General features: G+C 66.5%; 20 protein-coding genes. 14 read left to right on the top strand and 6 right to left on the bottom strand.

Annotated elements, in window-relative coordinates:
- Positions 1–13: 13 nt before the first annotated feature.
- Both BWQ92_RS12150 and BWQ92_RS12145 read left to right on the top strand, forming a co-directional pair.
- The gene (locus tag BWQ92_RS12150) at positions 14–1285 is read left to right on the top strand and encodes a M20 metallopeptidase family protein (RefSeq protein WP_076799819.1); all 1272 of its coding nucleotides are present in this window, start codon (positions 14–16) and stop codon (positions 1283–1285) included.
- A gap of 26 nt (positions 1286–1311) precedes the next feature.
- Entirely contained in the window at positions 1312–2601 is a 1290-nt protein-coding gene (locus tag BWQ92_RS12145) for an MFS transporter (protein ID WP_076799817.1), read from the top strand.
- 60 nt (positions 2602–2661) lie between these two features.
- Here the strand turns inward: BWQ92_RS12145 and BWQ92_RS12140 are convergent, their stop codons facing one another.
- Positions 2662–3981: an MFS transporter gene (locus tag BWQ92_RS12140; RefSeq protein ID WP_076799815.1), complete on the bottom strand. Its 1320-nt coding sequence runs from the start codon at positions 3979–3981 to the stop codon at positions 2662–2664.
- Between the two features lie 192 nt (positions 3982–4173).
- Here BWQ92_RS12140 and BWQ92_RS12135 point away from each other — a divergent pair, with 192 nt between their 5' ends.
- On the top strand, positions 4174–4563 hold the full coding sequence (locus tag BWQ92_RS12135; RefSeq protein ID WP_140416329.1) for a hypothetical protein: 390 nt from the start codon (positions 4174–4176) through the stop codon (positions 4561–4563).
- 155 nt (positions 4564–4718) lie between these two features.
- Here BWQ92_RS12135 and BWQ92_RS12130 read toward each other — a convergent pair whose 3' ends face one another.
- Complete coding sequence (locus BWQ92_RS12130) at positions 4719–5399, bottom strand: FAD-dependent oxidoreductase (protein ID WP_076799811.1); 681 nt, start codon at positions 5397–5399, stop codon at positions 4719–4721.
- A gap of 180 nt (positions 5400–5579) precedes the next feature.
- Between BWQ92_RS12130 and trmB the strand changes: the two genes are divergently transcribed.
- The gene (gene trmB / locus BWQ92_RS12125) at positions 5580–6512 is read left to right on the top strand and encodes a tRNA (guanosine(46)-N7)-methyltransferase TrmB (protein ID WP_076799809.1); all 933 of its coding nucleotides are present in this window, start codon (positions 5580–5582) and stop codon (positions 6510–6512) included.
- A 181-nt stretch (positions 6513–6693) separates the two neighbouring features.
- Positions 6694–7554, top strand: coding sequence for a DUF1206 domain-containing protein (locus tag BWQ92_RS12120; RefSeq protein WP_076799808.1), 861 nt, complete (start codon positions 6694–6696; stop codon positions 7552–7554).
- 13 nt (positions 7555–7567) lie between these two features.
- On the opposite strand, the gene BWQ92_RS12115 is transcribed toward BWQ92_RS12120, so the two are convergent.
- Complete coding sequence (locus BWQ92_RS12115) at positions 7568–8251, bottom strand: anti-sigma factor family protein (protein WP_076799806.1); 684 nt, start codon at positions 8249–8251, stop codon at positions 7568–7570.
- Positions 8248–8748, bottom strand: coding sequence for a sigma-70 family RNA polymerase sigma factor (locus BWQ92_RS12110; RefSeq protein ID WP_076799805.1), 501 nt, complete (start codon positions 8746–8748; stop codon positions 8248–8250). Before BWQ92_RS12110 ends, BWQ92_RS12115 begins: the two co-directional genes overlap by 4 nt.
- 192 nt (positions 8749–8940) lie before the next feature.
- On the opposite strand from BWQ92_RS12110, the gene BWQ92_RS12105 reads away from it, so the two are divergent.
- Both BWQ92_RS12105 and BWQ92_RS12100 read left to right on the top strand, forming a co-directional pair.
- A complete protein-coding gene (locus BWQ92_RS12105; RefSeq protein WP_076799804.1) occupies positions 8941–9465 on the top strand; it encodes a COG4315 family predicted lipoprotein in 525 nt (174 codons plus the stop codon).
- Positions 9466–9520: 55 nt separating this feature from the next.
- Positions 9521–10114 (top strand): DUF5655 domain-containing protein, encoded by a 594-nt coding sequence (locus BWQ92_RS12100; protein ID WP_083706292.1) that lies wholly within the window; start codon positions 9521–9523, stop codon positions 10112–10114.
- A gap of 49 nt (positions 10115–10163) precedes the next feature.
- On the opposite strand, the gene BWQ92_RS12095 is transcribed toward BWQ92_RS12100, so the two are convergent.
- Positions 10164–11042, bottom strand: a complete 879-nt coding sequence (locus BWQ92_RS12095) for a DMP19 family protein (protein WP_076799801.1) — start codon at positions 11040–11042, stop codon at positions 10164–10166.
- 258 nt (positions 11043–11300) lie between these two features.
- Between BWQ92_RS12095 and BWQ92_RS12090 the strand changes: the two genes are divergently transcribed.
- Positions 11301–14729 (top strand): DEAD/DEAH box helicase, encoded by a 3429-nt coding sequence (locus BWQ92_RS12090; protein WP_076799799.1) that lies wholly within the window; start codon positions 11301–11303, stop codon positions 14727–14729.
- Between the two features lie 30 nt (positions 14730–14759).
- Here the strand turns inward: BWQ92_RS12090 and BWQ92_RS12085 are convergent, their stop codons facing one another.
- Positions 14760–15197, bottom strand: a complete 438-nt coding sequence (locus BWQ92_RS12085; RefSeq protein WP_087871940.1) for a hypothetical protein — start codon at positions 15195–15197, stop codon at positions 14760–14762.
- Positions 15198–15488: 291 nt separating this feature from the next.
- Between BWQ92_RS12085 and BWQ92_RS12080 the strand changes: the two genes are divergently transcribed.
- The 6 genes from BWQ92_RS12080 (at position 15489) to BWQ92_RS12055 (ending at position 24110) form a co-directional block, all read left to right on the top strand.
- Entirely contained in the window at positions 15489–16850 is a 1362-nt protein-coding gene (locus BWQ92_RS12080) for an NAD(P)H-dependent oxidoreductase (RefSeq protein ID WP_076799797.1), read from the top strand.
- 77 nt (positions 16851–16927) lie between these two features.
- Positions 16928–17668, top strand: a complete 741-nt coding sequence (locus tag BWQ92_RS12075) for a FadR/GntR family transcriptional regulator (protein WP_076799796.1) — start codon at positions 16928–16930, stop codon at positions 17666–17668.
- A gap of 87 nt (positions 17669–17755) precedes the next feature.
- On the top strand, positions 17756–19081 hold the full coding sequence (locus BWQ92_RS12070) for an MFS transporter (RefSeq protein ID WP_076803682.1): 1326 nt from the start codon (positions 17756–17758) through the stop codon (positions 19079–19081).
- Between the two features lie 130 nt (positions 19082–19211).
- The gene (locus tag BWQ92_RS12065) at positions 19212–21179 is read left to right on the top strand and encodes a helix-turn-helix domain-containing protein (RefSeq protein ID WP_083706291.1); all 1968 of its coding nucleotides are present in this window, start codon (positions 19212–19214) and stop codon (positions 21177–21179) included.
- Between the two features lie 154 nt (positions 21180–21333).
- Complete coding sequence (locus tag BWQ92_RS12060; protein WP_076799792.1) at positions 21334–22584, top strand: iron-containing alcohol dehydrogenase; 1251 nt, start codon at positions 21334–21336, stop codon at positions 22582–22584.
- A gap of 50 nt (positions 22585–22634) precedes the next feature.
- A complete protein-coding gene (locus BWQ92_RS12055; RefSeq protein ID WP_076799791.1) occupies positions 22635–24110 on the top strand; it encodes an NAD-dependent succinate-semialdehyde dehydrogenase in 1476 nt (491 codons plus the stop codon).
- The last annotated feature ends 11 nt before the right edge of the window (positions 24111–24121 follow it).

The following is a 24121-nucleotide window of genomic DNA, read 5'->3' as shown; positions in this document are numbered from 1 at the left end:
ACGAGGAGAGCACGTGCCGATCGCCGAAGACGCCCGCCAGATGCAGGAAGACCTTGCCCGGTTCCGCCACGATTTGCACCGGGAACCAGAGATCGGGCTGCAGCTGCCGCGGACCCAGGAAAAAGTACTGAAGGCCCTGGAGGGCCTGCCGTACGAAATCACCCTGGGCAAGGAGACGACGTCGGTCACCGCAGTGCTGCGCGGCGGGGCGTACGACGGCGGAACTCCCGGCGGGACTGCCGGCGCGGCACCCGCCGTGCTGCCGCCTGCCGTCCTGCTGAGGGCGGACATGGACGGGCTGCCCGTCCAGGAGAAGACAGGCGTCGGCTACACCTCCACCATCGACGGCGCAATGCACGCCTGCGGCCACGACCTGCACACCGCCATGCTCGCCGGCGCTGCCACCCTCCTTGCCGAGCGGCGGCACCGGCTGCCCGGCGACGTGGTCCTGATGTTCCAGCCCGGCGAGGAAGGCTGCGACGGCGCCAGCTACATGATCCGCGAAGGCGTCCTCGATGCCCCCGGCCGGCGGGTGGACGCGGCCTACGGAATGCACGTGTTCTCCTCCCTCGAACCGCACGGAACGTTCTGCACCAAGCCCGGCGTGATGCTCAGCGCCTCCGACGGCCTGGTGGTCACGGTCCTAGGCGCCGGCGGCCACGGCTCCGCCCCGCACTCAGCCAAGGATCCTGTGACGGCCGCAGCGGAGATGGTCACCGCCCTGCAGGTGATGGTCACCCGCCAGTTCAACATGTTCGATCCCGTGGTCCTCTCCGTCGGCGTGCTTCAGGCGGGAACCAAGCGCAACGTCATCCCGGAAACGGCACGCATCGAGGCCACCATCCGGACGTTCTCCGAGGAGAACCGGCAGCGCATGATGGACGCCGTTCCGCGGCTGCTCAAGGGCATCGCGGCAGCACACGGCCTCGAGGTGGACGTGGACTACCAGCAGGAGTACCCCCTCACCGTCACCGACCAGGACGAAACCCATACCGCGGAAAAGGTCATCGGCGAGATGTTCGGCGATTCCAGGCTCTCGCGCTGGGCCACGCCGCTCAGCGGCTCCGAGGACTTCTCCCGGGTCCTGGCCGAAGTGCCCGGCACGTTCATCGGGCTGAGCGCCGTCCCCCGGGGCGCGGACCACGCCACCTCCCCGTTCAACCACTCGCCGTACGCCACGTTCGACGACGGCGTGCTGGCGGACGGTGCCGCGCTCTACGCGGAACTCGCCATCACCCGCCTGGAAGCACTGGCCGCCGCCCCCGCTTCCGTCCCGGCTCTTTAACCCGCCCAATCCAGGGAGACACAACCATGACCGCCACCATCAACGCCCGGCACGAGGGCAAGGTCTCGACCCGCAGGACCATCGTCGGTACCGGCATCGGAAACGCCGTCGAATGGTACGACTGGGCCATCTACGCCACTTTCACGCCGTTCATCGCCAGCCAGCTGTTCAGCAAGTCCGACCCCGCCTCAGCCGTGCTGTCCACGCTGGCGATCTTCGCCGTCGGCTTCGTTGCCCGCCCCTTCGGCGGCTTCCTGTTCGGCTGGATCGGCGACCGGGTGGGACGCAAGGCGTCCATGACGCTCGCCGTCGGACTGGCGTCCCTGGGCAGCCTCATGATCGGCATCGCCCCCACGTTCGCCAGCGTCGGGGCATGGGCCTCGCTCATGCTGCTGGTGGCCCGGCTGGTCCAGGGCCTGGCGCACGGCGGCGAGCTGCCGTCGTCGCAAACGTATCTTTCGGAGATGGCGCCCCGGGAGCACCGCGGCTTCTGGGCCACCCTGATCTACACGTCCGGCACTGTCGGCATCCTCTTCGGCACGCTGCTGGGGGCGGTGCTGAACATGGCCCTGACCACCGAGGTCATGAACGCCTGGGGCTGGCGCATCCCGTTCCTGCTGGGAGCCGCAATGGGGCTGTACGCCCTCATCATGCGCTCCCGGCTGCACGAGACGGACGCCTTCGAGGGCGAGACCGCCGGGGAGAAGCGGGCACCGATCTGGCCGCAGATTGTCCGGCACCGCAAGCAGGCCGGCCAGGTGATCGGCCTGACCGTGGGCCTGACGGTGATCTACTACATCTGGGGCGTGGTGGCGCCGAGCTACGCGACGACCGCCCTGAAGATCGACCGCGGCGAGGCACTCTGGGCCGGCGTCATCGGGAACATCGTGTTCATCGCCGCGCTTCCGGTCTGGGGCAAGCTGTCCGACCGGATCGGCCGCAAGAAGGTGCTGTGGGCCGGCGCGATCGGTTCCGCCGTAATGCACTTCCCGATGACCTGGCTGCTGAAGGATTCCGCCTGGCAGCTGGCCGTGACCATGTCCGTGATGCTCATCTTCATCGCCGCGAGCGCCGCCATCGTTCCTGCCGTCTACGCCGAACTGTTCCCCACCAGCATCCGCACCGTCGGCGTGGGCGTGCCCTATTCGATCTGCGTGGCAGTGTTCGGCGGCACCGCCCCGTACCTGCAGCAGTGGCTGGGCACCACCCTCCAGATGCCCCAGCTGTTCAACGTCTACGCGGTGGTGCTGCTGGCCGTCAGCGTGGCCTTCATCTTCACCATCCCCGAGACCAAGGGCAAGGACCTGGCGCACTGACCACCCAACTGACTCGCAGTTGTTGTCGTTGCCGAGGCTCATAACGACAACAACTGCGAGCTACTTGGACCGGTCTCCGATAAACCTGTTCCGCCCCGCCCGGTAGCCGAACACTGCCGCCAGAAGGCCAACAACGAGGAACAGGAGCCCCGCCGCCGCAAAGGATCCCGTTGCCTGGTGCAGCTGGCCCACCAGCAGCGTTCCCGTGGAGCCGAGCCCGTAGCCCACCCCCTGCATCATGCCGGAGAGGTGGGCTGCGGTGTGCCCGTCGCGGGTGCGGAGCATGATCATCGTCAGGGCGACGGCGGTGAGGCTTCCCTGGCCCAGCCCGAGCAGGCCGGTCCATATCCAGACGAAATCCAGCGGGCCGAAGATGCTCAGGGCAAAGCCGCCGCCGGTCATGAGCGCCACCACTGTGTTGATCGCCCGCTGGTCGCGGAACCGGGCCGCGAGCGCCGGAGCGAACAGCGAGCCCAGCATCTGCAACACGATGGACACCGACACCATCAGCCCTGCTGTCCCGCCGTCCACCCCGCGCTCGCGCAGGATCGGCGCCAGCCAGGCAAAGACGCTGAACGACATCATGGCCTGCAGCACCATGAAGATCGTGACCTGCCAGGCCACCGCCGAACGCCACACGTTAACGCCCTCCCGCACGGCTGTGTGCTGGCCGTGCCGCTGCCGTGCGGCAACCGGCAGGAAAAGCAAGAGCACGACGGCGGCCGGTACAGCCCAGAACCACAGCGCGGCTGTCCAGTGTCCGGCGGCGGTGAAAACGGGGTAGGTGAAGCCGGCGCCCAGGGCGGCCGAGGCGCAGATGGCCGTGGTGTACAGGCCGCCCATCAGGCCGAGCCGGTGCGGAAAGTCGCGCTTCACCAGTCCGGGCAGCAGAACGTTGCACAGCGCGATCGCGGCCCCGCACGCGGCCGTCCCGGCGAACAGCGCCGGCAGGTGCCCGGCGCCCGGGATCTCGGCGGGCCTTACGAGCAGGCCGGCCGTCAGGACCGCCATGGCGCCCAGCAGCACCCGTTCCGCGCCGAACCGGCGGGCCAAAACCGGCGCCAGCGGGGCAAACACGCCGAGCAGGGTGACCGGCACTGTGGTCAGCACCACCACCGCCCAGCCCGGCAGGCCGGCGTCGGACGTTACCTCGGGAAGGACGGCCGAAAAGCTGGAGAATACAGTTCTCAGGTTCAGCCCGATCAGCACGAGGCACAGGCCCAGGTAGGCCAGGGTCCGGCGGCTGCCTACGCGGGTGGGTTCAGCCGCGGGAACCTCGTCCGCCTCTGCATCAACGAGCGTGTCCGCAAGGGCGTCTGCACTGGCTGCAGAGTGTTGCGGCGGGGTATTTCTCTTGCGTGGATTCCGGGTGTCGGTCACCCGCCCATTCTTGCAGTCGCGCAGCCTGAGGCCCGGCCCCGACCCTGGCGGCACTTCCAACTGCTGAAGTTATCCACATACGGACTTAGCCCGGTATCCCGCCTGCCGGCAGGCCAATAGTCTGGTCGGACCGCAGCCAATCCGGGCGACAGCCGTGCCGGGGCCAGCCCGGCCCGATCCAGGAGGGGAACCATGAGCTTTCCACAGGCACAGGAACCCGGCGGGCCCTCACCTGGACATGGTCCTGGTCACCGGCGCCTTGGCGATTCCGGGATGGGAGTGGCCAGCCTGGCGTGTGGGGCACTGATTCTGCCCAGCATGATGATGATGGTGTTCCCCGCGGCGTTCGTCTCCTTGTTCACGCGCCCGGACCGTGGAAGAAGTGGCAGGGAATGGGTCGCAAGCACGGTCCTCTTCGGCCCGCCGGTGTCGCTCACTCTGTTCTCCCTGCTTTTCGGGCTCCTCGCACTGTGGGGGACACGTCGAGGTTCTACGGGGTACAGGAGCGGCGCTATCGGACTGACAGTGACGGCCGTGATGGCCGTCTTCGTGCTTGTGCCGTCGCTCCAGCGTGGCTACTAGCCAATGGACACGACTGCATGTCGATGCCCGCCCCGTCCTGTTTCGCCCGCCCTGGAGCCAGCTGCCTCGCTAACTCCACTGTCTCGCTAACTCCACTGTTGAGGCGGCCGGTGTTGAGGCGCCCGGACGTTCTTAGGGACCGCCTACACCCGGCGTCAGCGGGCCCAGAGCGGCCACAGCTTCTCGGCCCGGCGCCGCACCTGGGAGTACGGCACATCCGCGCTTTTGGCCTGCTCGAAGATGCTCAGTCTCAGCACGGACGTGGCGAGCGCGCGGACCGTGTGGAACCGATTTTCGAACAGGCTTCGTTCGCTGATCCAGGACACAGCATCAGCTTCCGGCTTCCACCGTGCCGTGTATTCTGCCGCCGCCCCCGGAAAGGAGCCAGGTGAACTGCCTGCATCCCGGATGCACTCGTCGAGAACCATGGCTGACTCCATGGCCCCGTTCACGCCCTGTCCGATCGGAGGATACGGCGCGGCTGCATCCCCGATCAGGACCGCTTTCCCGCCGTGAAGTTGGGAACAGCTCAGGCTGCGGCCGATGTGGTAGCACGTCCTGTCCGCAAAAGCCGCTACCTGCTCCTCACCGGTGAACTCGAGAACCCGCGGGCACCGGTCCTGCAGGAACTTCCGGGCTTCCTCCGCGCCGGAAAAGCCGATCCGCTCCTTGGTGCCGATGGCGCAGAACCATTTGGCCGAGTCCTGCCCGCCCTCTCCCCTGATCGCACCGGCCCCGCCGGTCCCGCCCAGAGGATGGCTATGGTTCCGGGGGACTTTACGGGTTCGGGGAGGAATGCAGATGGTTCCATGGCGTTTCCTGAGCTGCGTAGCCATGCGTTCATCCGCCGCCGCGGCGGGAAAATGTCCCGAAGGAGGCGGGAAAATGTCCCGAAGGAAAAGGGAAACCCATAAGCGTCTTCGCTCGGCATCCGGTGGAATAGCATCACTGTACGCCCGCCAGCAGCGGGCGGAAACCGGAAACCGGCCCTGCGGACCGCCGGTATTCTGGAAGGGATGAGCGAAACTCCCGAAACCCCGCAGCCGCCGGCAAATCCAAACCAGCCACGGCCCGTCACGCCCGGAAGCCAGGCGTCCTACGGAACCTACGGCGGGCGGCCGGTCAGCTTCGTCCGCCGCGGAACCCGGCTGCAGGGGCGCCGCCAGGCCGCGTGGGAGGAGCACTCCGGGCGCTGGGCCATCGACGTGCCCCGCCACGTGGCCAACACGTCGGTCCACCCCGACTACTCGTTCGATGCCGAAGCCGAATTCGGGCGCCAGGCACCGCTGATCGTCGAGATCGGGTCGGGCCTGGGTGAAGCCGTCTGCCATGCCGCGGAAGAGAACCCGGACAAGGACTTCCTCGCCGTCGAGGTCTACACGCCGGGCCTGGCCAACACCATGATCAAGATCAACAGCCGTGGCCTGACCAACGTGCGTGTGGTGGAGGCAAACGCCCCGGAGGTCCTGGCCACCATGCTGCCGCCCGGCTCGGTCAGCGAACTTTGGGTCTTTTTCCCGGACCCCTGGCACAAGTCCAGGCACCACAAGCGCCGCCTGATCCAGCCCGAGTTCGCAGAGCTCGCGGCGAAGGCGCTGAAGCCGGGCGGCCTCTGGCGCATCGCCACGGACTGGTCCAATTACGCCGTGCACGTCCGCGATGTCCTTGCCGGGTCAGATGCATTCGAAAACCTGCACGACGGCGAGCGCAGCGGTGCCGAGAGTCCCCTCACGCGGGTGTGGCAGACCGGCGTCGAAACGCTCGTAGGCGGTGCCCCGGTCAAGGAGGGCCGGGCGCCTGTGAGCACCGAACACACGGGACCCAACGAGGGCGTCGACGAACGGGGCGGGTGGGCTCCGCGCTTCGAGGGCCGCATCCGCACCAGCTTTGAAAACAAGGCGCACGAAGCCGGCCGGATGATTTTCGACCTCTGCTACCGCCGGATCTAGCCGAACCTGCAGCGCGCTCCTGCAGCACGTTCCTGCAGCGCGAACGTACAGTTGTGGCCCCCGGCGTACACCAAGATCCGGCGTGGCAGCACCGGCTGGCCCGTCCTGTCCAGGGCTCTGTTCCCCGGTGCCACACCGTGGCACGATAAGCGTGTGGCGGAGTGCCACAGCAGTTGCACGGATGCAGAGCAACTGTACGGTGTGCCGGCCCAAAGGAATGATCATCAAACGGGAACTGAGAAGCGCAGCCGGCAAAGCCGAGGACGTCACGAACTCCAGGCCGCTCGAAATGCTCGCGCGGGGCGGCTATGCCGCGAGCGGTGTACTGCACGTGCTGGTCGGCCTCATCGCTTTCGGGCTCGCCAGGGGCGCGGGCGGCCAGGCCGATGTCAGCGGCGCTGTCGCCGAACTTGCCACCCAGCCCGCCGGCCCTTTGCTCCTGTGGTGCAGCTTCGCCGGCTGTGTGGCCCTGGCCCTGTGGCAGGCCGGCGACGCAATTTTCGACTTCGAACACCTGCCGGCCAAGCACAAGGCCGGCAAGAAACTGAAGGCCGCCGCGCAGGCGGTGGTTTATGCCGGTCTGGCTGTCACGCTGGCCGCCTTTGCGCGGGGTGCCGGCAAAGACAACCGCGAGTCAGCCAGTGACATGACGGTCAACCTGATGAAAGCACCCGGCGGCGTCCTGCTTCTGGTGCTCATCGGGGCGGCCGTGGCCATCGTCGGGATCGTCTATGTGGTCCGCGGGTTCAGGAAGTCCTTCGAAAAGCACATCAATCTGCCGCCTTCCCCGAACGGGCGCAAAGCCATCACCGCCTTGGGCGTGGCGGGATACGTGGCCAAGGGTGTTGCGCTGTTCGTGACGGGCCTGCTGGTGGTTATCGCGACGGTCACCGCCCGTCCCGAGCAGTCGACAGGCCTCGACGGCGGCCTTCATGCCCTGCGCGAACAGCCCTACGGGGTCTACGTGCTGGCCGCGGTGGGCGCGGGCCTCATCTGCTACGGGGTCTTCACGGTGGTGCGGGCGCGGCTCGCCAAAATGTGAGAGCCAGCCCGGTTCAGCTGCCCGGGACCGGGATGACGGCAATCGTCTGCTGCCGGTCGTTCCGCACCTCGACGCTGGCGATGCTCGTGTACTGCAGCGGGGTGGCGCTGGTCACCCGGACCCTGCCGCTCGGCGTCGCCATCCAGGCACACGCCCGGTCCTCACCCCCGGCACGGTCCTTCACCCACAGTGACAGCCGTCCGTTCTGGGGCAGGCTCCGACCGTCGACGGCCAGTTCTGTGCCCCAGGTTTTCTTGACCATTCCCACCGTGACCTGCAGGCCGGTGTCGGCCCTGACCGAGTAGCTCGCGTCGGGTTTGTCTGCGGGATCAAAGAGCGGCGCCGCCGCAAAGCCCAAGGCCAGGCAGGCCGCTGCCACCACCCCCACAAGTGCCGTCAGCCGCCGTCGGGAATTACGACGGCGGCCGGCCAGTTCGTCGAGGACCGGCTGGGGGACGGGGGCCAGGTCAGGTGACGCGGGATCTGTGCCGGGACGGCGCGGCGCCGGAACGGCGAGCGCCACGGCATCCGGGACTGGCAGGGCATCCAGCAGGGCCGGCAGGGATTCCAGGTCGGACAGTTCGCTCCGGCACGTGCCGCACTGCTTGAGGTGCTCCTCGAAGCGCAGCCGGTCGGCGTCGTCAAGCCCGCCCAGCAGGTATGCCCCCAGCAGCTCATGGACTTCCTTGCCGTTCACCGTTCCACACCCATTTCATCGAGTATTGTCCGCAGGGCCTTCACCGCGTAGAAGGCCCTGGATTTCACCGTTCCGCTCGGAATGTTCAACTGGACCGCCGCCTCGCCCACCGTGAACCGCCGGTAGTGCAGTGCCACCAGCACATCACGGTGCTCCGAACTTAGCCGCAGCAGCGCCTCCTCCATCAACACCTTGTTCAGGAGATCGTCCACCCGCCCGGCGGCTTCCTCCGCGTCGGCGAGGTCGCGGTCCTCCGCTTCCAGCGGCCGGCGCTGGGCCTTCCGGTAGTTATCGATCATGATGTTCCGGGCCGTCCGGAACAGGTAGCTGCGCATGCTGCCCGTAACTTTGGGCGCGTGCTGCCAGACCCGAAGAACTGTTTCCTGGACGATGTCGTCGGCCAAGTGCGGGTCCCTGGAGGCGCTGAGCACAAACCGGCGGAGCGCCGTTCCATGCTCACGGTAGATCTCCGTGACAAAATCCTCATCCAGCGGCACCTGAGGCCTCCCTGCAGTGACCTGATGAAGCCGTTCCGGGCGGGCCGGCTTTCCTGGCAAATACGACGTCGGAGGCTGGCGATAGGTTCACTTCCGGCCGGCGTCGGATTCTTTGAACCATTCTTCACCTTTGTGCGTCATTCCAAATAGCGCCGGTCTCCCAGTCTGCCGGCCCGAGCCAAGGAGCAGCACATGAACAAGCAACTGAGCGTTGGCCTCGCAGTTTTGGCCCTTGCCGCCTCACTCACAGCCTGCGGCGGCGGAACCGGCACAACCACCACCACAACGCCCGCGGCGCCGCCCGCCACTGAATCACCAACGGCAACGACCACTGAAATCACGACGGCAACCGCCAGCGAAACGGCCATGGTGGACCTGAAGGTTGCATCCTCCAGCAAGGGGGACATCGTGGTGGACGGCAAGGGCATGAGCGTCTACTACTTCACCAAGGACGTGAAGGATTCAGGCAAGAGCAACTGCACGGGCGACTGCCTCGTGGCATGGCCTCCGGTGATTTCCGCAACGGACACCCCCAAGGTTGAGGGCGTGACGGGGACGGTGGGCACCATTGATACACCTGACGGCAAGAAGCAGGTGACGGTCAACGGCATGCCCGTATACCTGTGGGAGAAGGACAAGGCTCCCGGTGACGTGACAGGCCAGGGCGTGGGCAATGTCTGGTACCTCGTGGCACCTGACGGGGAGATGATCAAGTAAGCCTCCGGGTATGGGGCCGGCGCCTCTTCGCGGGCGCCGGCACTACCATCGGAGCATGGCGAATCCACACGATCTGACAGCAACGGCCGGAACCTGGAAGTCCATGGTGGACAGCAACCAGGCACTGCTGCTGCGGAAGTCAGGACATGACGTCCATTGGTGGGCGGAGCAGGGACGCTCCGCCGGGGTGAAGAACGACGCCGAGCTGCGCGACTGGATGCGCGGCGAGCACGGGATCACAGGCTACGCCCAGTACGCCGTGTCCTGGGAGATGTTCGGCTACCCCGATTTCATGCTGCGGGACGCCGACGAACTCCTTGATGGCCAGTACAGGGACCACCCGAACCTGCGGCCCATCGCCAACACCCTCCTGGCATGGGCCGCAGCCCATCCGGGCGTGGAAATCCAGATGCGCAAAGGCTACGTGTCGTTGCACAGCAGCCGCCGGAAGTTCGCGCAGGTGACCCGCGCGAACAATACGGCAGTGGATGTGACCCTCCGCCTTGAGGCGCCCGTGGGGGAGCGCCTCAAGGCGGTCAGGGTCCGCGAGGGCGACGTCTTCGACCGGAAGGTCCGGCTCACCTCGGAGGACCAGGTGGACCAGGAAATGCTGGACTTCCTCGAGACGGCGCTCGGGCAAAACAGCTGACGCCGCCGGTCGAGCCGGCACCGGGAAATACCGGCTGCGCCGCCCTCCGCTATGCCTCCACGAGGTCCCCGTCCAGCTCTTCGAACTCGACGGCGGCCACTATTTCCTTGGTGTCCGGGTTCAGCATGAAAGCCTCGTCGTCGTCCTCGATCATGAGGAAGTCGCCGTGGTCGGTGCTGAAGCGCCAGGCGAGCACCGTCTCGCCGTTGTGGTCGTAATTCGGGTCGCCCATGGTGATTTTTTGCAGCTCATACCCGGCGATGTCGCACAGCTCGCGGATGATGACCTCGAATTCCGGGGCGTTCTCCAGAGCCTCCTCTTCGGCCTCGGCGCGCCGCTCTTCGAGGTCCGGCAGCGCCGCCACGCGCTTGGCGATGTGGGCGGTGAGCTCGTCGTCGTTCAGGACCAGCAGGCCTTCCTGCCCGCGCAGCCACGCCGCATTGAGCGCCACAATGTCCTCCGTTTCAAGGAGCGATTCGAATTCGGCGTCGAGGTCCTCCATGGCCTGCACGCGTTCCGGCAGCACGCCATCCTCATCAGATTCACCGCCGTCAGGCACGCCGTCCAGGTAGATGTCCGTCTCCTCCTCCGACAGGGAGTCGAAGGCGTCCACGGTGCGGTCGAAGAGGTCAACGTGTCCGGCGGCGCCCATGCTTTCCAGGCCCTCGCGGATGTACGCGTCCAACTCCTCACGGTCCGGAGCGGTGAAGACATACTGTGCAAAGCCGCCACCGAGTGACTGGGTCAGGTAAAAGTCCACAAAATAGCTGCGCAGGGCGTTGGGGGCGATCTCACCCGCACCGAGCAGCTCCTGGTACATGGTGTTCACCACGGCAACATTCGAATCAACTGTCTCTGCATCGCTGCCGCTGTGGCCGCCTGCGGCGCCTTCGACGGTCAGGACAACGGGGTATTCGTTGGAAGTCATGGGAAATCCTTACTGCAGAAGCCGGTGGTGCTCGGGACTCCTTCAACGTATGTGCCGCCGGCAGCCCGGAGGTTTAGGGCGAAGTGAACGTCAGGCGAAGTTTGCGCCTCATTGTTAGGGGCACCATCAGGACTCCGGCAGGACCGCCACAAGAGAGCCCGACGGCGGGCGGCGGCAAATTTGAGAGCCCCCTCCGCCGGACTAAGATGGATCAGATAACCTGCAGATTCTCGACCTGCCGAAAGTAGCGCGCACCCCATGCCTTCCCAACCGGACGACAGTGCGGCACTGGCAATCCAAACCCCCGCGATCAACGACCGCTCCCTCGCGGCCGGGCTTGCCTATGCCATGGGCGGCCGCGTCTCGGGAATCTCGTTCGACGCCGGCACCGGCCTGATGCTGGGCAAGGTCCGGGGCGGTGCCGAGGTGCCGTATTCCACCACCGCCAAACTCGTCCGGAAGGGCGGCGGCTGGAGCTGCACGGTGGGCGTCTGCAGCTGCCCTGTCCGCAAGGACTGCAAACACGTGGCCGCGCTGCTGTTCGCCGCCGAGGACAACCCGGCCGTCAGGGTGCAGCTGCTGTCCCCCGCCGACGTGTCAAGGGTGTCGCGGGAACAGTCGGTCCCGGCACTCTCGGACTGGGAGCAGGCACTCAGCCCGCTCATCTCGCAGGCGGGCCCTGCCCAGCCAAGCGGCGGCACGCCGCTTGCCCTGCAGTTCGAGGTGGAGGAACCCGCCCCGCACTTCTCCTACACAGGCCGCCGGGACCCGCTCCGCAGCGTCCGCCAGCTCAAGGCCCGCCCGGTGATCATGGGCGCCAAAGGCAAGTGGATCCGTGGCGACGTCTCGTGGAACACCCTGAGCTACCTGGGCTTCAAGCGCGAGTGCAACCAGGCGCACGTGGAATGGATGCAAACCTTCCTCGCCGCGCACACCGCCGGCGCAAACCGGACGTATTCGTCGTCGTCCGCCCCCTGGCTGGGGCTGAACACGTTCGCGGGAAAGAATCTGTGGAGCCTGCTGGAGGAGGCCCGGCAGATCGGCGTCGCGCTGGTGCACAGCCGCGGCCAGGAGCCGGTGAAGGTAGCGGCGGACCCGGCGGCGGTGGGCCTGAACCTGGGCCGCTACGGCAGTGACGCCCAGGAAGGGGGCCTGGAGCTGGCTTCCACGATTACCGTCGACGGGGCCGAGGTTGACCCGGCGTCGGTGGGCACCATCGGGCGCCCGGCACACGGCATCTTCCTCACCTCAGGCGGGAACTCGCTGCCGGGGGTCGCCGCGGACGAGGTGATCACGCTTGCCCCGCTGGAAAGCGGGCTGAGCGAGGAGCTGCTGGCCTTCGTCACCGCGGGCAGCACGCTGCACATCCCGGCACGGGACGAGGGTCGCTTCCTCACCGGCTTCTACCCCAAGCTCAAGCAGACCGCGCGCGTGACGGCGGCGGACGAATCCGTCGAGCTGCCCGAACTCGCCGTCCCGACGCTGTCGCTGCTGGCCAACTACGGCACCGACCACCGGGTGCGCCTGCACTGGGAGTGGCACTACAAGTCGGGCAACATCGTCACTGCCCAGCCACTCTGGCGCCACCCCGGCGACCACGGCTACCGGGACGATCCGGCCGAGGCCCGGATCCTGGAGGCCGTGGGCCAGCCCTGGGATATGGTGCCCAAGCTGGCCGAGTCCGCCACGGGCGGCTGGGGCACGCCGCGCCTCGCGGCCACGGCGGAGCTGAGCGGGCTGGACACGCTGGCCTTCACGGAGGAGGTCCTCCCCAAGCTGAAGGCTACGCCCGGCGTCGACGTGGACACCTCCGGCGACATTGCGGACTACCGGGAGGCCGAGGAGGCGCCGGTGGTGGCGATCTCCACGAAGGCCACCGACCAGCGCGACTGGTTCGACCTTGGCATCGTGATCACGCTCGAGGGCCAGCCGGTGTCCTTCGCGGCCCTCTTCTCCGCCCTCGCCGCCGGGCAGACGCGGATGCTGCTGCCCAGCGGCGCCTACTTCTCCCTCGACCTTCCGGAGCTGCATCAGCTGCGGGCACTGATCGATGAGGCCCGCAGTCTGCAGGACAACAAGGACGCGCCGCTGCAGATCAGCCGGTTCCAGGCCGGCCTGTGGGATGAGCTTGCCCAGCTGGGAATCGTGGACGAGCAGGCGGCCGCCTGGCGCGCGGCCGTGGGCGGACTGCTGGAGGACGGCGTCCAGGGCCTGCCGCTGCCGGCGACGCTCAACGCCGAACTGCGCCCGTACCAGCTGGAGGGCTACAACTGGCTGAGCTTCCTGTACCGCCACAGCCTCGGCGGCGTGCTCGCTGACGACATGGGCCTGGGAAAGACGGTCCAGGCGCTGGCCCTGATGTGCGCGGCCAAGGAGCACGCCGCGTCCTCCGCGGAAACCGAGACGGCGGACGCCACAACACTGAATCCCAAACAGAACGACGGCGGCACGCCCTTTTTGGTGGTGGCGCCCACCAGCGTCGTGGGCAACTGGGAGGCGGAGGCCGCCCGCTTCGCGCCCGGCCTGACTGTCCGCGCCGTGGGCGAGACGTTTGCCAAGAGTGGCGCGGACCCCGCCGAAGCCTTGGCCGGGGCCGACGTGGTCATCACGTCCTACGCACTGTTCCGGATCGACTACGAGTCCTACGCGGGGCGTCAGTGGGCCGGGCTGGTGCTGGACGAGGCCCAGTTCGTGAAGAACCACCAGTCCAAGGCCTACCAGTGCGCCCGGAAGCTCCCGGCGGCATTCAAGCTGGCCATCACCGGCACGCCGCTGGAGAACAACCTCATGGAGTTCTGGGCCCTGACCTCCATCGTCGCGCCGGGGCTGTTCGCGAGTCCTTCGCGGTTCGCCGAGTACTACCAGAGGCCGGTGGAGAAAAACGGCGACAAGGCGCAACTGGACAAGCTCCGCCGTCGGGTCCGTCCGCTCATGATGCGCCGCACCAAGGAACAGGTCATCAAGGACCTGCCGCCCAAGCAGGAACAGGTGCTGGAGGTGGTGCTCAACCCGCGGCACCAGAAGGTCTACCAGACACACCTGCAGCGCGAGCGGCAGAAGATCCTGGGCCTGATCGAGGACGTGAACAAGAACCGGTTCACCATCTTCCAGTCGCTCACGCTGCTGCGCCAGCTCAGCCTGGACGCCTCGCTCGTGGACGAGTCGCTGTCCGGCGTGCGGTCCAGCAAGCTGGACGTGCTGTTCGAGCAGCTGGAGGACCTTGTGGCGGAGGGCCACCGTGCGCTCATTTTCAGCCAGTTCACCGGCTTCCTGGGCAAGGTCCGCGAGCGCCTCACCGAGGAGAACATCGAGTTCTGCTATCTCGACGGCGGCACCCGGAACCGTTCCGACGTCGTCAATGAGTTCAAGAACGGCACGGCCCCGGTGTTCCTGATCAGCCTCAAGGCCGGCGGCTTCGGCCTCAACCTGACCGAGGCGGACTACGTGTTCCTGCTCGACCCCTGGTGGAACCCGGCGTCGGAGGCCCAGGCCGTGGACCGCACGCACCGCATCGGCCAGGCCAGGAACGTCATGGTGTACCGGCTGGTGGCCAAGGACACCATCGAGGAAAAGGTCATGGCCCTGAAGGCCAAGAAGTCACAGCTGTTCGCCGATGTGATGGAGGGCGATGCCCTCTCCAGCGGCACACTCACAGCCGAGGACCTGGCGGGGCTTTTCAACGACTGAGTAGCCGGCAGGCGGCTGCGGCTGAGCCCATTACCGGACTGGGAGGCCCTCCCGCATTGCTGCGGCCTGCATCGCGGTGGCCGTGGCAGGCCGCAGCCCAAAGGCCATCCGTTTGCTGAACCAGCGCCCCAGCGCCTTGCCCTTGCCCTTCCACCAACTGTCCTCGTCGGTGTCGGTCCGCCACCGGTAGATCAGGACCACCAGCACAAACATGCCGGCCGTGACGTTCGGCCAGACGCCGGAGGCAGCGTCGAGCAGCGCCCTGACGGCGGTGGCCAGAATCGCCAGCGGTGCCAGTGTGCGGAAGACGGTGTTGGCCAGGTATCTTCTGCGCGAGCGTTGCACGTACAGCAGGCGCACCATGTCCGAACAGGCGCACACCACCACCACGGCCTGCCCCAGCGTGAGCAGGATGGACCCCGGCAGGGTTCCCGCGAAGCCCGCTGCCGCCGCCAGCCCGGAATTCATGGCCTGCACCGTTCCATGTTCGTTTCCTCCGTCGTTGCGCTGTCCCCCGCTACCCTGTCTGTACCCCGGCGGGTGTCAGACCATTCAACGCGCGCCCCTGCAACCAAGTCACGGGGGTCGGCTACCCGTCTTTGCCGCAGCGGCTACCCGTCTCCGGGCTGCGGTACGCAGGCCGGACGCAGGTGACGCTTGACACATTCCACGCACCCATGCCATGGTTGCAACATCAGATGGTCAGACCAACTAACCAGTAATGATTCCCGACCACCAACCGCTACGAGGAAGTAGTCCATGAACCTCCACTCGCTCCTCCAGAAACGAACAGCCCTCCAAGGCCCTATCCGCGTCGGCGTCATCGGCGCGGGAAAGTTCGCCTCGATGTTTCTGACCCAGGCCCTGAATTCAGAGGGAATCCACGTTGTCGGTGTCGCGGGCATCGATGTCCCTAAAGCCAAGGGAGCCTTGCAGCGAACGGGCTGGCCGGCGGAACGCTACGCTGCCACCAGCTTTGCCGAGGCGCTCCGGAACGGCAGCACCTTCGTTACCGACAGCTCCGCAGACTTGATCCAGCAGCCTCAGATCGAGGTAATCCTCGAAGTAACCGGCAACCCAATCGTCGGCACCGCCCATGCAGTGCAGAGCATCGACAACGGCAAACACATCGTCATGGTCAACGTGGAAGCCGACTGCATGGTGGGCCCACTTCTGCAGCGACGCGCCGAGGCCGCCGGTGTCGTCTACTCCATGGCCTATGGCGACCAGCCGGCCCTGATCTGCGAAATGGTCGACTGGTGCCGCACAGTGGGCTTCGACGTGGTGGCGGCCGGCAAGGGCACCAAGTACCTGCCCGAATACAACTACTCAACGCCGGATACAGTCTGGAACTACTACGGCTTCACAGACGAGCAGCTCGCCAGCGGTGACTTCAACCCGAAAATGTTCAACTCGTTCCTGGACGGCACCAAGTCCGCCATCGAGATGGCGGCCGTCGCCAACGGCACAGGGCTCACGCCGCAGGACGAGGGGCTATTCTTCCCGCCGGCCGGAGTCGATGATCTTCCGCACGTCTACCGCGAACAGTCCGTCGGCGGCGTCCTTACCCGCCGCGGTACGGTGGAGATCGCCTCTAGCCTGAACCGCGATGGCACCGAGGTGGACCGCGATCTCCGCTGGGGCGTGTACGTCACCTTCGAGGCCAAAACCGATTACGCCGTGCAGTGCTTCGCGGAATACGGGGTTAAGACCGACTCCACGGGACGTTACGGCTCGCTCTACCGCCCGTACCACATGATCGGGCTGGAGCTTGGTGTTAGCATCGCCTCCGCCGTTCTCCGCGGGGAAGCCACCGGCGCCCCGACCGGCTTTCGCGGTGACGTCGTGACTACCGCGAAGAAGGACCTCAAGGCCGGCGAAGTCCTCGACGGTGAAGGCGGCTACACCGCATTCGGCAAGCTGGCCCCGGCGCGCATCTCACTGGAGCACAATGCCCTGCCGCTGGGCCTGGCCCACGGCATGAAGCTGAAGCGCGACGTCCCCAAGGACCGCACGGTTTCGTGGGACGACGTCGACGCCGATGAGAGCCTGCTGGCCGTCCAGATCCGCCGCCAGCTTGAGGACGAAGCGCGCGCCGAGCTCCTCCAGCTGCAACGGTAAGACGGTCAGGCCGAGCAACTACGATGAAGGTGTCGCGGCCCTCTGCCGCTGGCAGACAAATCAAAGAGGTGGTCGGCATGACAGCAGAAGCTTGGGAACCGGTACAGCGGGTCCGTACCTACGAACAGGTAATGGCCCAGATCGAGGAACGCATCCTGGACGGCAGGCTCAAGGCCGGGGACAAGCTCCCCAGCGAGCGTGACCTGTCCGCCCTCCTGAACGTTTCCCGCCCGTCGCTGCGGGAATCACTCAGGGTCCTGGAAGCACTCGGCATCGTCGACATCCGCCCGGGCGGCGGAGCAGACGGCGGGGCGGTGCTGGTTGAGGAGCCGGGGTCCGGATTCATCAACCTCCTCAAGCTTCAGCTTGCGCTCGGCCAGTTTGACCATAACGAGGTACTGGAGACGCGGATCGCCCTCGAAACATGGTGCTGCGAGGAGGCGGCCCAGCGGGCCACCGAGGAGGATCTGGTGGAACTGGAACAGATCCTGGACCAGATGGACAATCCGGACATCTCCACCCCCGAGTTCAACCGGCTGGATGCTGCCTTCCACGTGCGGATCGCGGAATCCACCGGCAACTCCCTCACCGCACACCTGATGGGCTCCCTGCGAACGGCCATCAACCGCCAGATGATCGAGGCCTATGCCCGGCTGGAGAACTGGCGGGAAACAGCGAAGGTGGTCCGCAGCGAACACCGCGAGATCCTTGCGGCGCTCCGCCGGAGGGATGCCGATGAGGCACGGCGGACCGTGGGCGACCACATCCGCAGTTTTTACAACATTGACAACGCCAAGGCTCTGAAACAGCCCTGGTGACGCCGGGGCCGGCGTCCACGGGGACAGCGCCTGCGGCGACCGCAGGGGCAGGAAATCCTGTCCCATATCGAAGGAGATATGAACGCGATGAGCACCCTCACGCAAACGCACGCCCAGCAGGCCGAGCACGGATCACCGGACAAGATGAAGGTCGCCGTCGGCAGCGCCGTTGGAACGACCATTGAAAACTACGACTTCCTCGCCTATGGAACGGCCGCCGCACTGTACTTCGGCAGTGCCTTCTTCCCGGGCCAGGATCCCCTCGCCGCCACCCTCCTCGCCTTCGCCACTCTTGCCGTCGGCTTCGCCATGCGCCCCCTGGGCGGGTTGATCGGCGGCTACCTCGGCGACAAGTACGGCCGGAAGCCGGTCCTGGTAGGCGCGCTGCTGGTGATGGGCGCGGCAACGTTCCTGATCGGCATTCTGCCCACGTACCAGCAGGTCGGCGTTCTGGCACCGATCCTGCTCGTGGCCATCCGCATCATCCAGGGCCTGGCCTTCGGTGCCGAATGGGGCGGCGCCATTATGATGACGTTCGAGCACGCCCCGTGGCGCAAGCGCGGGCAGTACACCGGCATCCCGCAGGCCGGGGTTCCGCTCGGCCTGCTGCTGGCCAACCTCGTCTTCCTCGGCACCACGGGCTGGAACAACGAGTGGTCCTGGCGCGTGCCGTTCCTGGCCAGCTCCCTCCTGATCATCGCCGGCATCATCATCCGCATGAAGGTCAGCGAATCCCCTGAATTTGAGGAGACGAAGGCCCGCGGGGAACTCGTCAAGAACCCGCTGCTAACCGTCATCAAGGACGACTGGCGGAACATCCTGCGCGTCATCGGCCTGCGCCTGGCTGAATCCGGCGGCTTCTACGTCATCGTCACCTACCTGCTCTCCTACATCACCACCAACAAGATCGTTGACCGGCAGGTCGGCCTGACCGGACTGGTGCTGGCAGCCGCACTCGGCGTTGCCATGACCATCCTCTGGGGCCGGGTCACCGACCGGATCGGACGCCGCAAGCTCTACCTTGCAGGCTGCGCCGGCATCATCCTGTTCGGCTTCCCCATGTTCCTCATGGTCAACACAGCCGTCCCGTTCCTGATCGTCCTCGTGTACATCGTCGGCCTGCCCGTGCTCCACGACATGCTGGCCGGCGCCCAGGGCGCGTGGTTCTCCGAACTGTTCAACGCCAACACCCGCACCTCCGGCGCATCCATCGGCTACCAGTTCTCCGCGGCCATCTCCGGCTTCATCCCACTGATCGCCGCTGCCACCGCGGCGGCCTGGGGCTGGAGCGGGGTATCCATCGTCTACATCGCCTGCGGGGCGATCGGCCTCATTGCGGCGCTCGCAACCCGGGAAACCTGGGGAAACCGCGAAAAGAACGAGGTAGGTGCCGTGATCGCTGCCGGCAAGTGAACCTACTCCACCGATTTGAGCAGTGTTCCCGGGCAGGCTTTTGCCGGGAACACTGCTTTTTCTCCCCTAAACCTGGGCAGGGCGCGGCAACCCGGCAGCGCAGCCGGCGGCAGACATTAGCATTGGCCCTATGGGTGCCCAAGACCGTCAGCCCGTCCGCGCCGGCGTCGTTCCTTCCCCGGAGGGGATGGCCCTGGGGCGGCTTCTCGCCCTTCTCGGGGATGGCATCTCTGCCGAAGCCTTGGAAACACAGCTGGCAGCGATGCAGGCGGAGAACGCCATCGATCAGGGGATGGCAGCAGCTGCCCGCAGCCTCAATGCCCGGCTCCGCGAGGCCAGCCGGCGGGAGGGCCTGCTCCGCGTCCTCTACGACACCGCCACCGACCTCACCGGCATCCGGGACGTTGAGGCGGTACTGAAGGCCATCGTCCGCAGAACACGCTCGCTCATCGGCAGCGACATTGCCTATCTGAGCCTCAACGACTACGGCTCCGGCGAGTCGTACATTCGGGTGACGGACGGTGCTGCCACGGCCCTCTTCCGGAACATCCGGATGCCCCTGGGCGAAGGAGTCCTCGGTGCCGTGGCCACCGGTGAAGCCCCCTCACAATCCGCGGACTACCTGACCGACCAGACGAAATCCCACCTCGAGTCGAGTGATGCGGCGGTCGCGGCAGAGGGCGTCAAGGCCATCATGGGCGTCCCCTTGCGGGCCGAGGGCAAAGTCATCGGCGCGCTGCTCGTCGCGGACCGGTATGCGCACAGCTTCAGCAGCGACGACATCACCCTGATGGAATCCATTGGCACCCACGCCGCGGTGGCGCTGGAGAACGCGCGTCACTTCACCGAAATGGCCAACGCCCTGGCGCGGCTGGACCAGGCGCAGCAGCAGAACCTTGCCCATGTGAAGGCGCTGGAAGAGCTTTCCTCCCTCGACCAGAGGCTGATGGAAACCCTGGCGTCCGCCAACAGCCTGCCCAACCTCATGCTGCTTTTGGCCGAGTCGATGGAGAGCGAAGTGTCCGTGGTTTCGCCCATGGGCGAAACCGTGGCAGGGCTGGGCACAAACCCGGATTTTGGAAACCCAGCTGCGCTGAGTGCGGCGGAGCTCTCTGCCAAGCGGTCACTGCCCGTGCCTTTCACAGTCAAAGGCCGCCAGTACACAGTGATGTCCGCGGTTGCAGGCGACCAGCACCTTGCGTCATTGGTCGTAGCCGGGCATCTCAGTCAGGACCGGCTTGCCGTGCTGGAGCGAAGCGCCCTGGTCCTCAGCGCGGCGCTGCTCTTTGAACGAACCTTTCAGGACGCGCAGTACCGGCTGCAGCTGGAGCTCATCGATGAACTCCTTAATCCGCGCTCCGGGGACACGGAAGCATTGAAGCGGCGGGCCGGAAGATTCGGCCTGGCGGACAACATCCCGCTCGTGGTCCGTGTGGTGGATGTCCGGGAGGACCAGCGACAAAGGGCACTCGCCGTGTTGAAGCAGCAAGCCCAGGACAGGCCTGGTATCACTGCCCTCCACGAATCGCATCTGTGCGTCATTGAACCGCCTGTGCGCCGTGGCGGTAGTCACCGTCGGGACCGTGGCGAGGACAACGGGCAATCGCTCGTCGATACCCTGAGGCAGCATCGCATCGAGGCAAGCGTTGGGTCATCAGAGGCGGTGGCCGGGTTCTCCCGGCTGCCGGGCGCGCATGCCGAAGCCGACGCCGTGCTGCGCGCGCTGCGGGCACTGTCCCGCGACGGCGAGGCCGCCGACCGGGCTGCCCTCGGCACCGCCGGGATGCTGCTGGGCGCCATGGACAGCCCCTTTGCTACCCAACTGCTGACTGCCCAGCTCGGACCCCTGCTGGACTACGACAGCCGCCGCGGAACCCAGCTGGTCCTGACGGCATGGACGTTTCTGGAGAACGACGCGTCCGCTACGGCTGCGGCCGAGGCACTCCACATCCATCCCAACACGCTCCGTCAGCGGCTGGAGCGCATCGACACCGTCCTTGGCACTGGCTGGCGCCGGGGCGGACGATCGCTGGACGTGCACGTGGCCCTCCGGCTGTGGCGGCTGAAATCCGCCGGCCTCAACAGCAACGGGTCCTGACCTCCACCGCCCGCAGGGGTGTGGTGTGTTCCCACATGTTCAGCCCCCAAATATGGCAGGAACTTCCATAGGGAACACCACACGGCTCTGGAACCATGAGATCTGCGGCACCTTTCCGGTAGCCAAGATCCCCATTTCCTAGGAGTCATTCACAATGTCGTGTGCGCATGCAGCGGGCATCCGTCCCGCAACCTTCGGCGTCCTGCGCTTGCCGCGGAACATCGTCGTCGGTGCCCAGCAGCGATTTGCTATCGCCGATATCGCAGCCGATCTCGGCGACACCGTCCTCATCTGCACTGACCCCCGCCTGGCCGCCTCCGACGAACTGCGGGCCCTGGTCACAAGTCTTGAAAGCCGGCGGCTGTCCGTCCGCGTCTATGGAGAAACCGAGGCCGAACTGCCCACGCCCGGCATCATGGCCTGCGTCGACGAGCTCAAGGGACACAAGGTCGACGTCGTCATCGGCTTCGGCGGCGGCAGCTGCATGGACATGGCCAAAGTGGTCTCGGTGCTGCTGACCCATGGCGGCCAGCCCAGCGACTACTACGGCGAGTTCGCCGTTCCCGGCCCCGTCAAGCCCGTCATCGCCCTGCCCACCACGGCCGGCACCGGCTCGGAAGCGACGGCGATCGCCGTGGTTTCCGACCCCGCCCTCGGCATGAAGATGGGCATCTCCAGCCCCCACATCATCCCCTTCGCCGCGGTCTGCGACCCTGAACTGACCTACACCTGCCCGCCGTCACTGACCGCGGCCACCGGCGCCGACACCTTCGTCCACCTGGTCGAGTCGTTTACCGCGGTAACCCGGGAACCAACCCGCACGCTCGCGAACGAGCGCGTGTTCGTAGGCAAGAATGTCCTGACAGACTCCCTCGCGCTGGACGGGATCCGGCTCCTGGGCCGGAGCCTGGCCACCGCGTACAAGGACCCGGACAACACCGATGCCCGTGCAGACATGATGCTGGCCGCACTCTACGGCGGCATAGTGCTCAGCAACGCCGGAACGGCAGCGGCACACGCGATCCAGTACCCCGTCGGGGCGCTGACCCACACGCCGCACGGCGTGGGCGTCGGCCTGCTGCTCCCTTATGTCGTGCGCCACAACTTCCGCGCGATCGAACCGCAGCTGGCACAGGTTGCCGATGCGCTTGGACGCGACATCAAGGGCATGGACACCCGAAGCGCGGCCATCGCCGGCGTTGAGGCCATCGACGAAATCATCGCCACCATCGAACTGCCTGCCACGCTTCAGGACCTCGGGGTACAGGAGGGCGACCTTGGCCAGATTGCCAGGCTGTCGCTGAACTCCAAGCGGCTCATTGACAACAACCCGGTGCCGCTCGACCTCGAGTCCGTTACCGCCATCGTGCAGGCCGCGTACGCCGGCGACCGCACCATCGCCTGAAACTCTTCGCAGAAACACTGCCACTGCCTGATCAATACCTGAGGATCCCCATGACACTTCTCTCCGCCCACGAACCCCTCGACATCGACGAGCTGGCGGTCCCCCGCCAGCTGCTCATCGACGGCAGCTGGCGTAACGCCGCCGGCAGCCGCACCGTCGACGTCGCCAATCCTTCCGACGGGACCGTCATCACCGCCATCGCGGATGCCGACGTCGAGGACGGCCTGGCCGCCGTCGATGCTGCCGCAGCCGCCTTCCCGGATTGGGCTGCCACACCGCCCCGGCGCCGCGCCGAAATCCTCAGCCGCTGCTTCGAGCTGATGACCGAGCGCAGCGAGCAGCTGGCGCACCTCATCTCCCTGGAAAACGGCAAGGCGCTGCCTGACGCCCGCGGGGAGGTGGCATACGCCGCCGAGTTCTTCCGCTGGTACGCCGAGGAGGCAGTCCGGATCATCGGAGATGTTTCCATCTCGCCGTCCGGGGCGAACCGCATCCTGGTGCAGCACCAGCCGATCGGCGTGTGCGTGCTGATCACTCCGTGGAACTTCCCCGCCGCCATGGCTACCCGCAAGCTGGCACCGGCGCTTGCCGCCGGCTGCACTGCCGTGCTCAAGCCGGCCACCCTGACGCCCCTGACCTCGCTGGCCATCGCCCAACTGATGGTCGACGCCGGGGTCCCGGCCGGCGTCGTCAACGTGATCACCACCGCCAGGACGGGCGACGTCATGACACCGATCCTGGCAGACCCCCGCGTCCGAAAGCTCTCGTTCACCGGTTCCACCGGCGTCGGACGGCACCTGCTGCGCCAGGCGGCCGACAACGTGCTCAAATGCTCCATGGAACTGGGCGGCAACGCACCTTTCCTGGTGTTCGAGGACGCTGACCTGGACAAGGCGATCGACGGCGTCATGATCGCCAAGATGCGCAACGGCGGCCAGGCCTGCACGGCAGCCAACAGGATCTACGTCCAGCGCGGAATCCAGGCGGAGTTCGCGAGCCGCCTCGCGAGCCGCATGGCAGCCCTGGCAGTCGGACCGGGCACAGACCCCTCCACCGAGGTGGGGCCCCTGGTGGACGAGGCCAGTGTCCTGAAGGTTGACGCCCTGGTGCGCGATGCTCTCGACCAGGGTGCGCGCCTCCTCACCGGCGGGCAGTTGCCCGAAGGGAACGGCTACTACTACCCGCCCACTGTGGTGACGAATGTGCCGCTGCATGCACGCATGGTGAGCGAGGAAATTTTCGGACCTGTGGCGTCGGTCATCGGCTTTGATACCGAAGACGAAGTCATCGCGGCCGCCAATGACTCCGAATACGGCCTGGCTGCCTACGTGTTCACCGAAGACCTGCGCCGGGGGCTGCGGGTGTCCGAGCGCATCGAAAGCGGCATGGTGGCCCTGAACCGGGGACTCGTTTCGGACCCGGCTGCGCCCTTCGGCGGAGTCAAGCAAAGCGGCCTGGGACGCGAAGGAGCCCACCAGGGCCTGCTGGACTTCACCGAAACCAAGTACATCGCCGTCGACTGGTGACCCGGTCACCC

The organism is Arthrobacter sp. QXT-31, assembly GCF_001969265.1.
GTDB lineage: Bacteria > Actinomycetota > Actinomycetes > Actinomycetales > Micrococcaceae > Arthrobacter.
The sequence above is the reverse complement of the archived record's forward strand: the minus strand, read 5'-3'. Positions and strand labels throughout refer to the sequence as shown.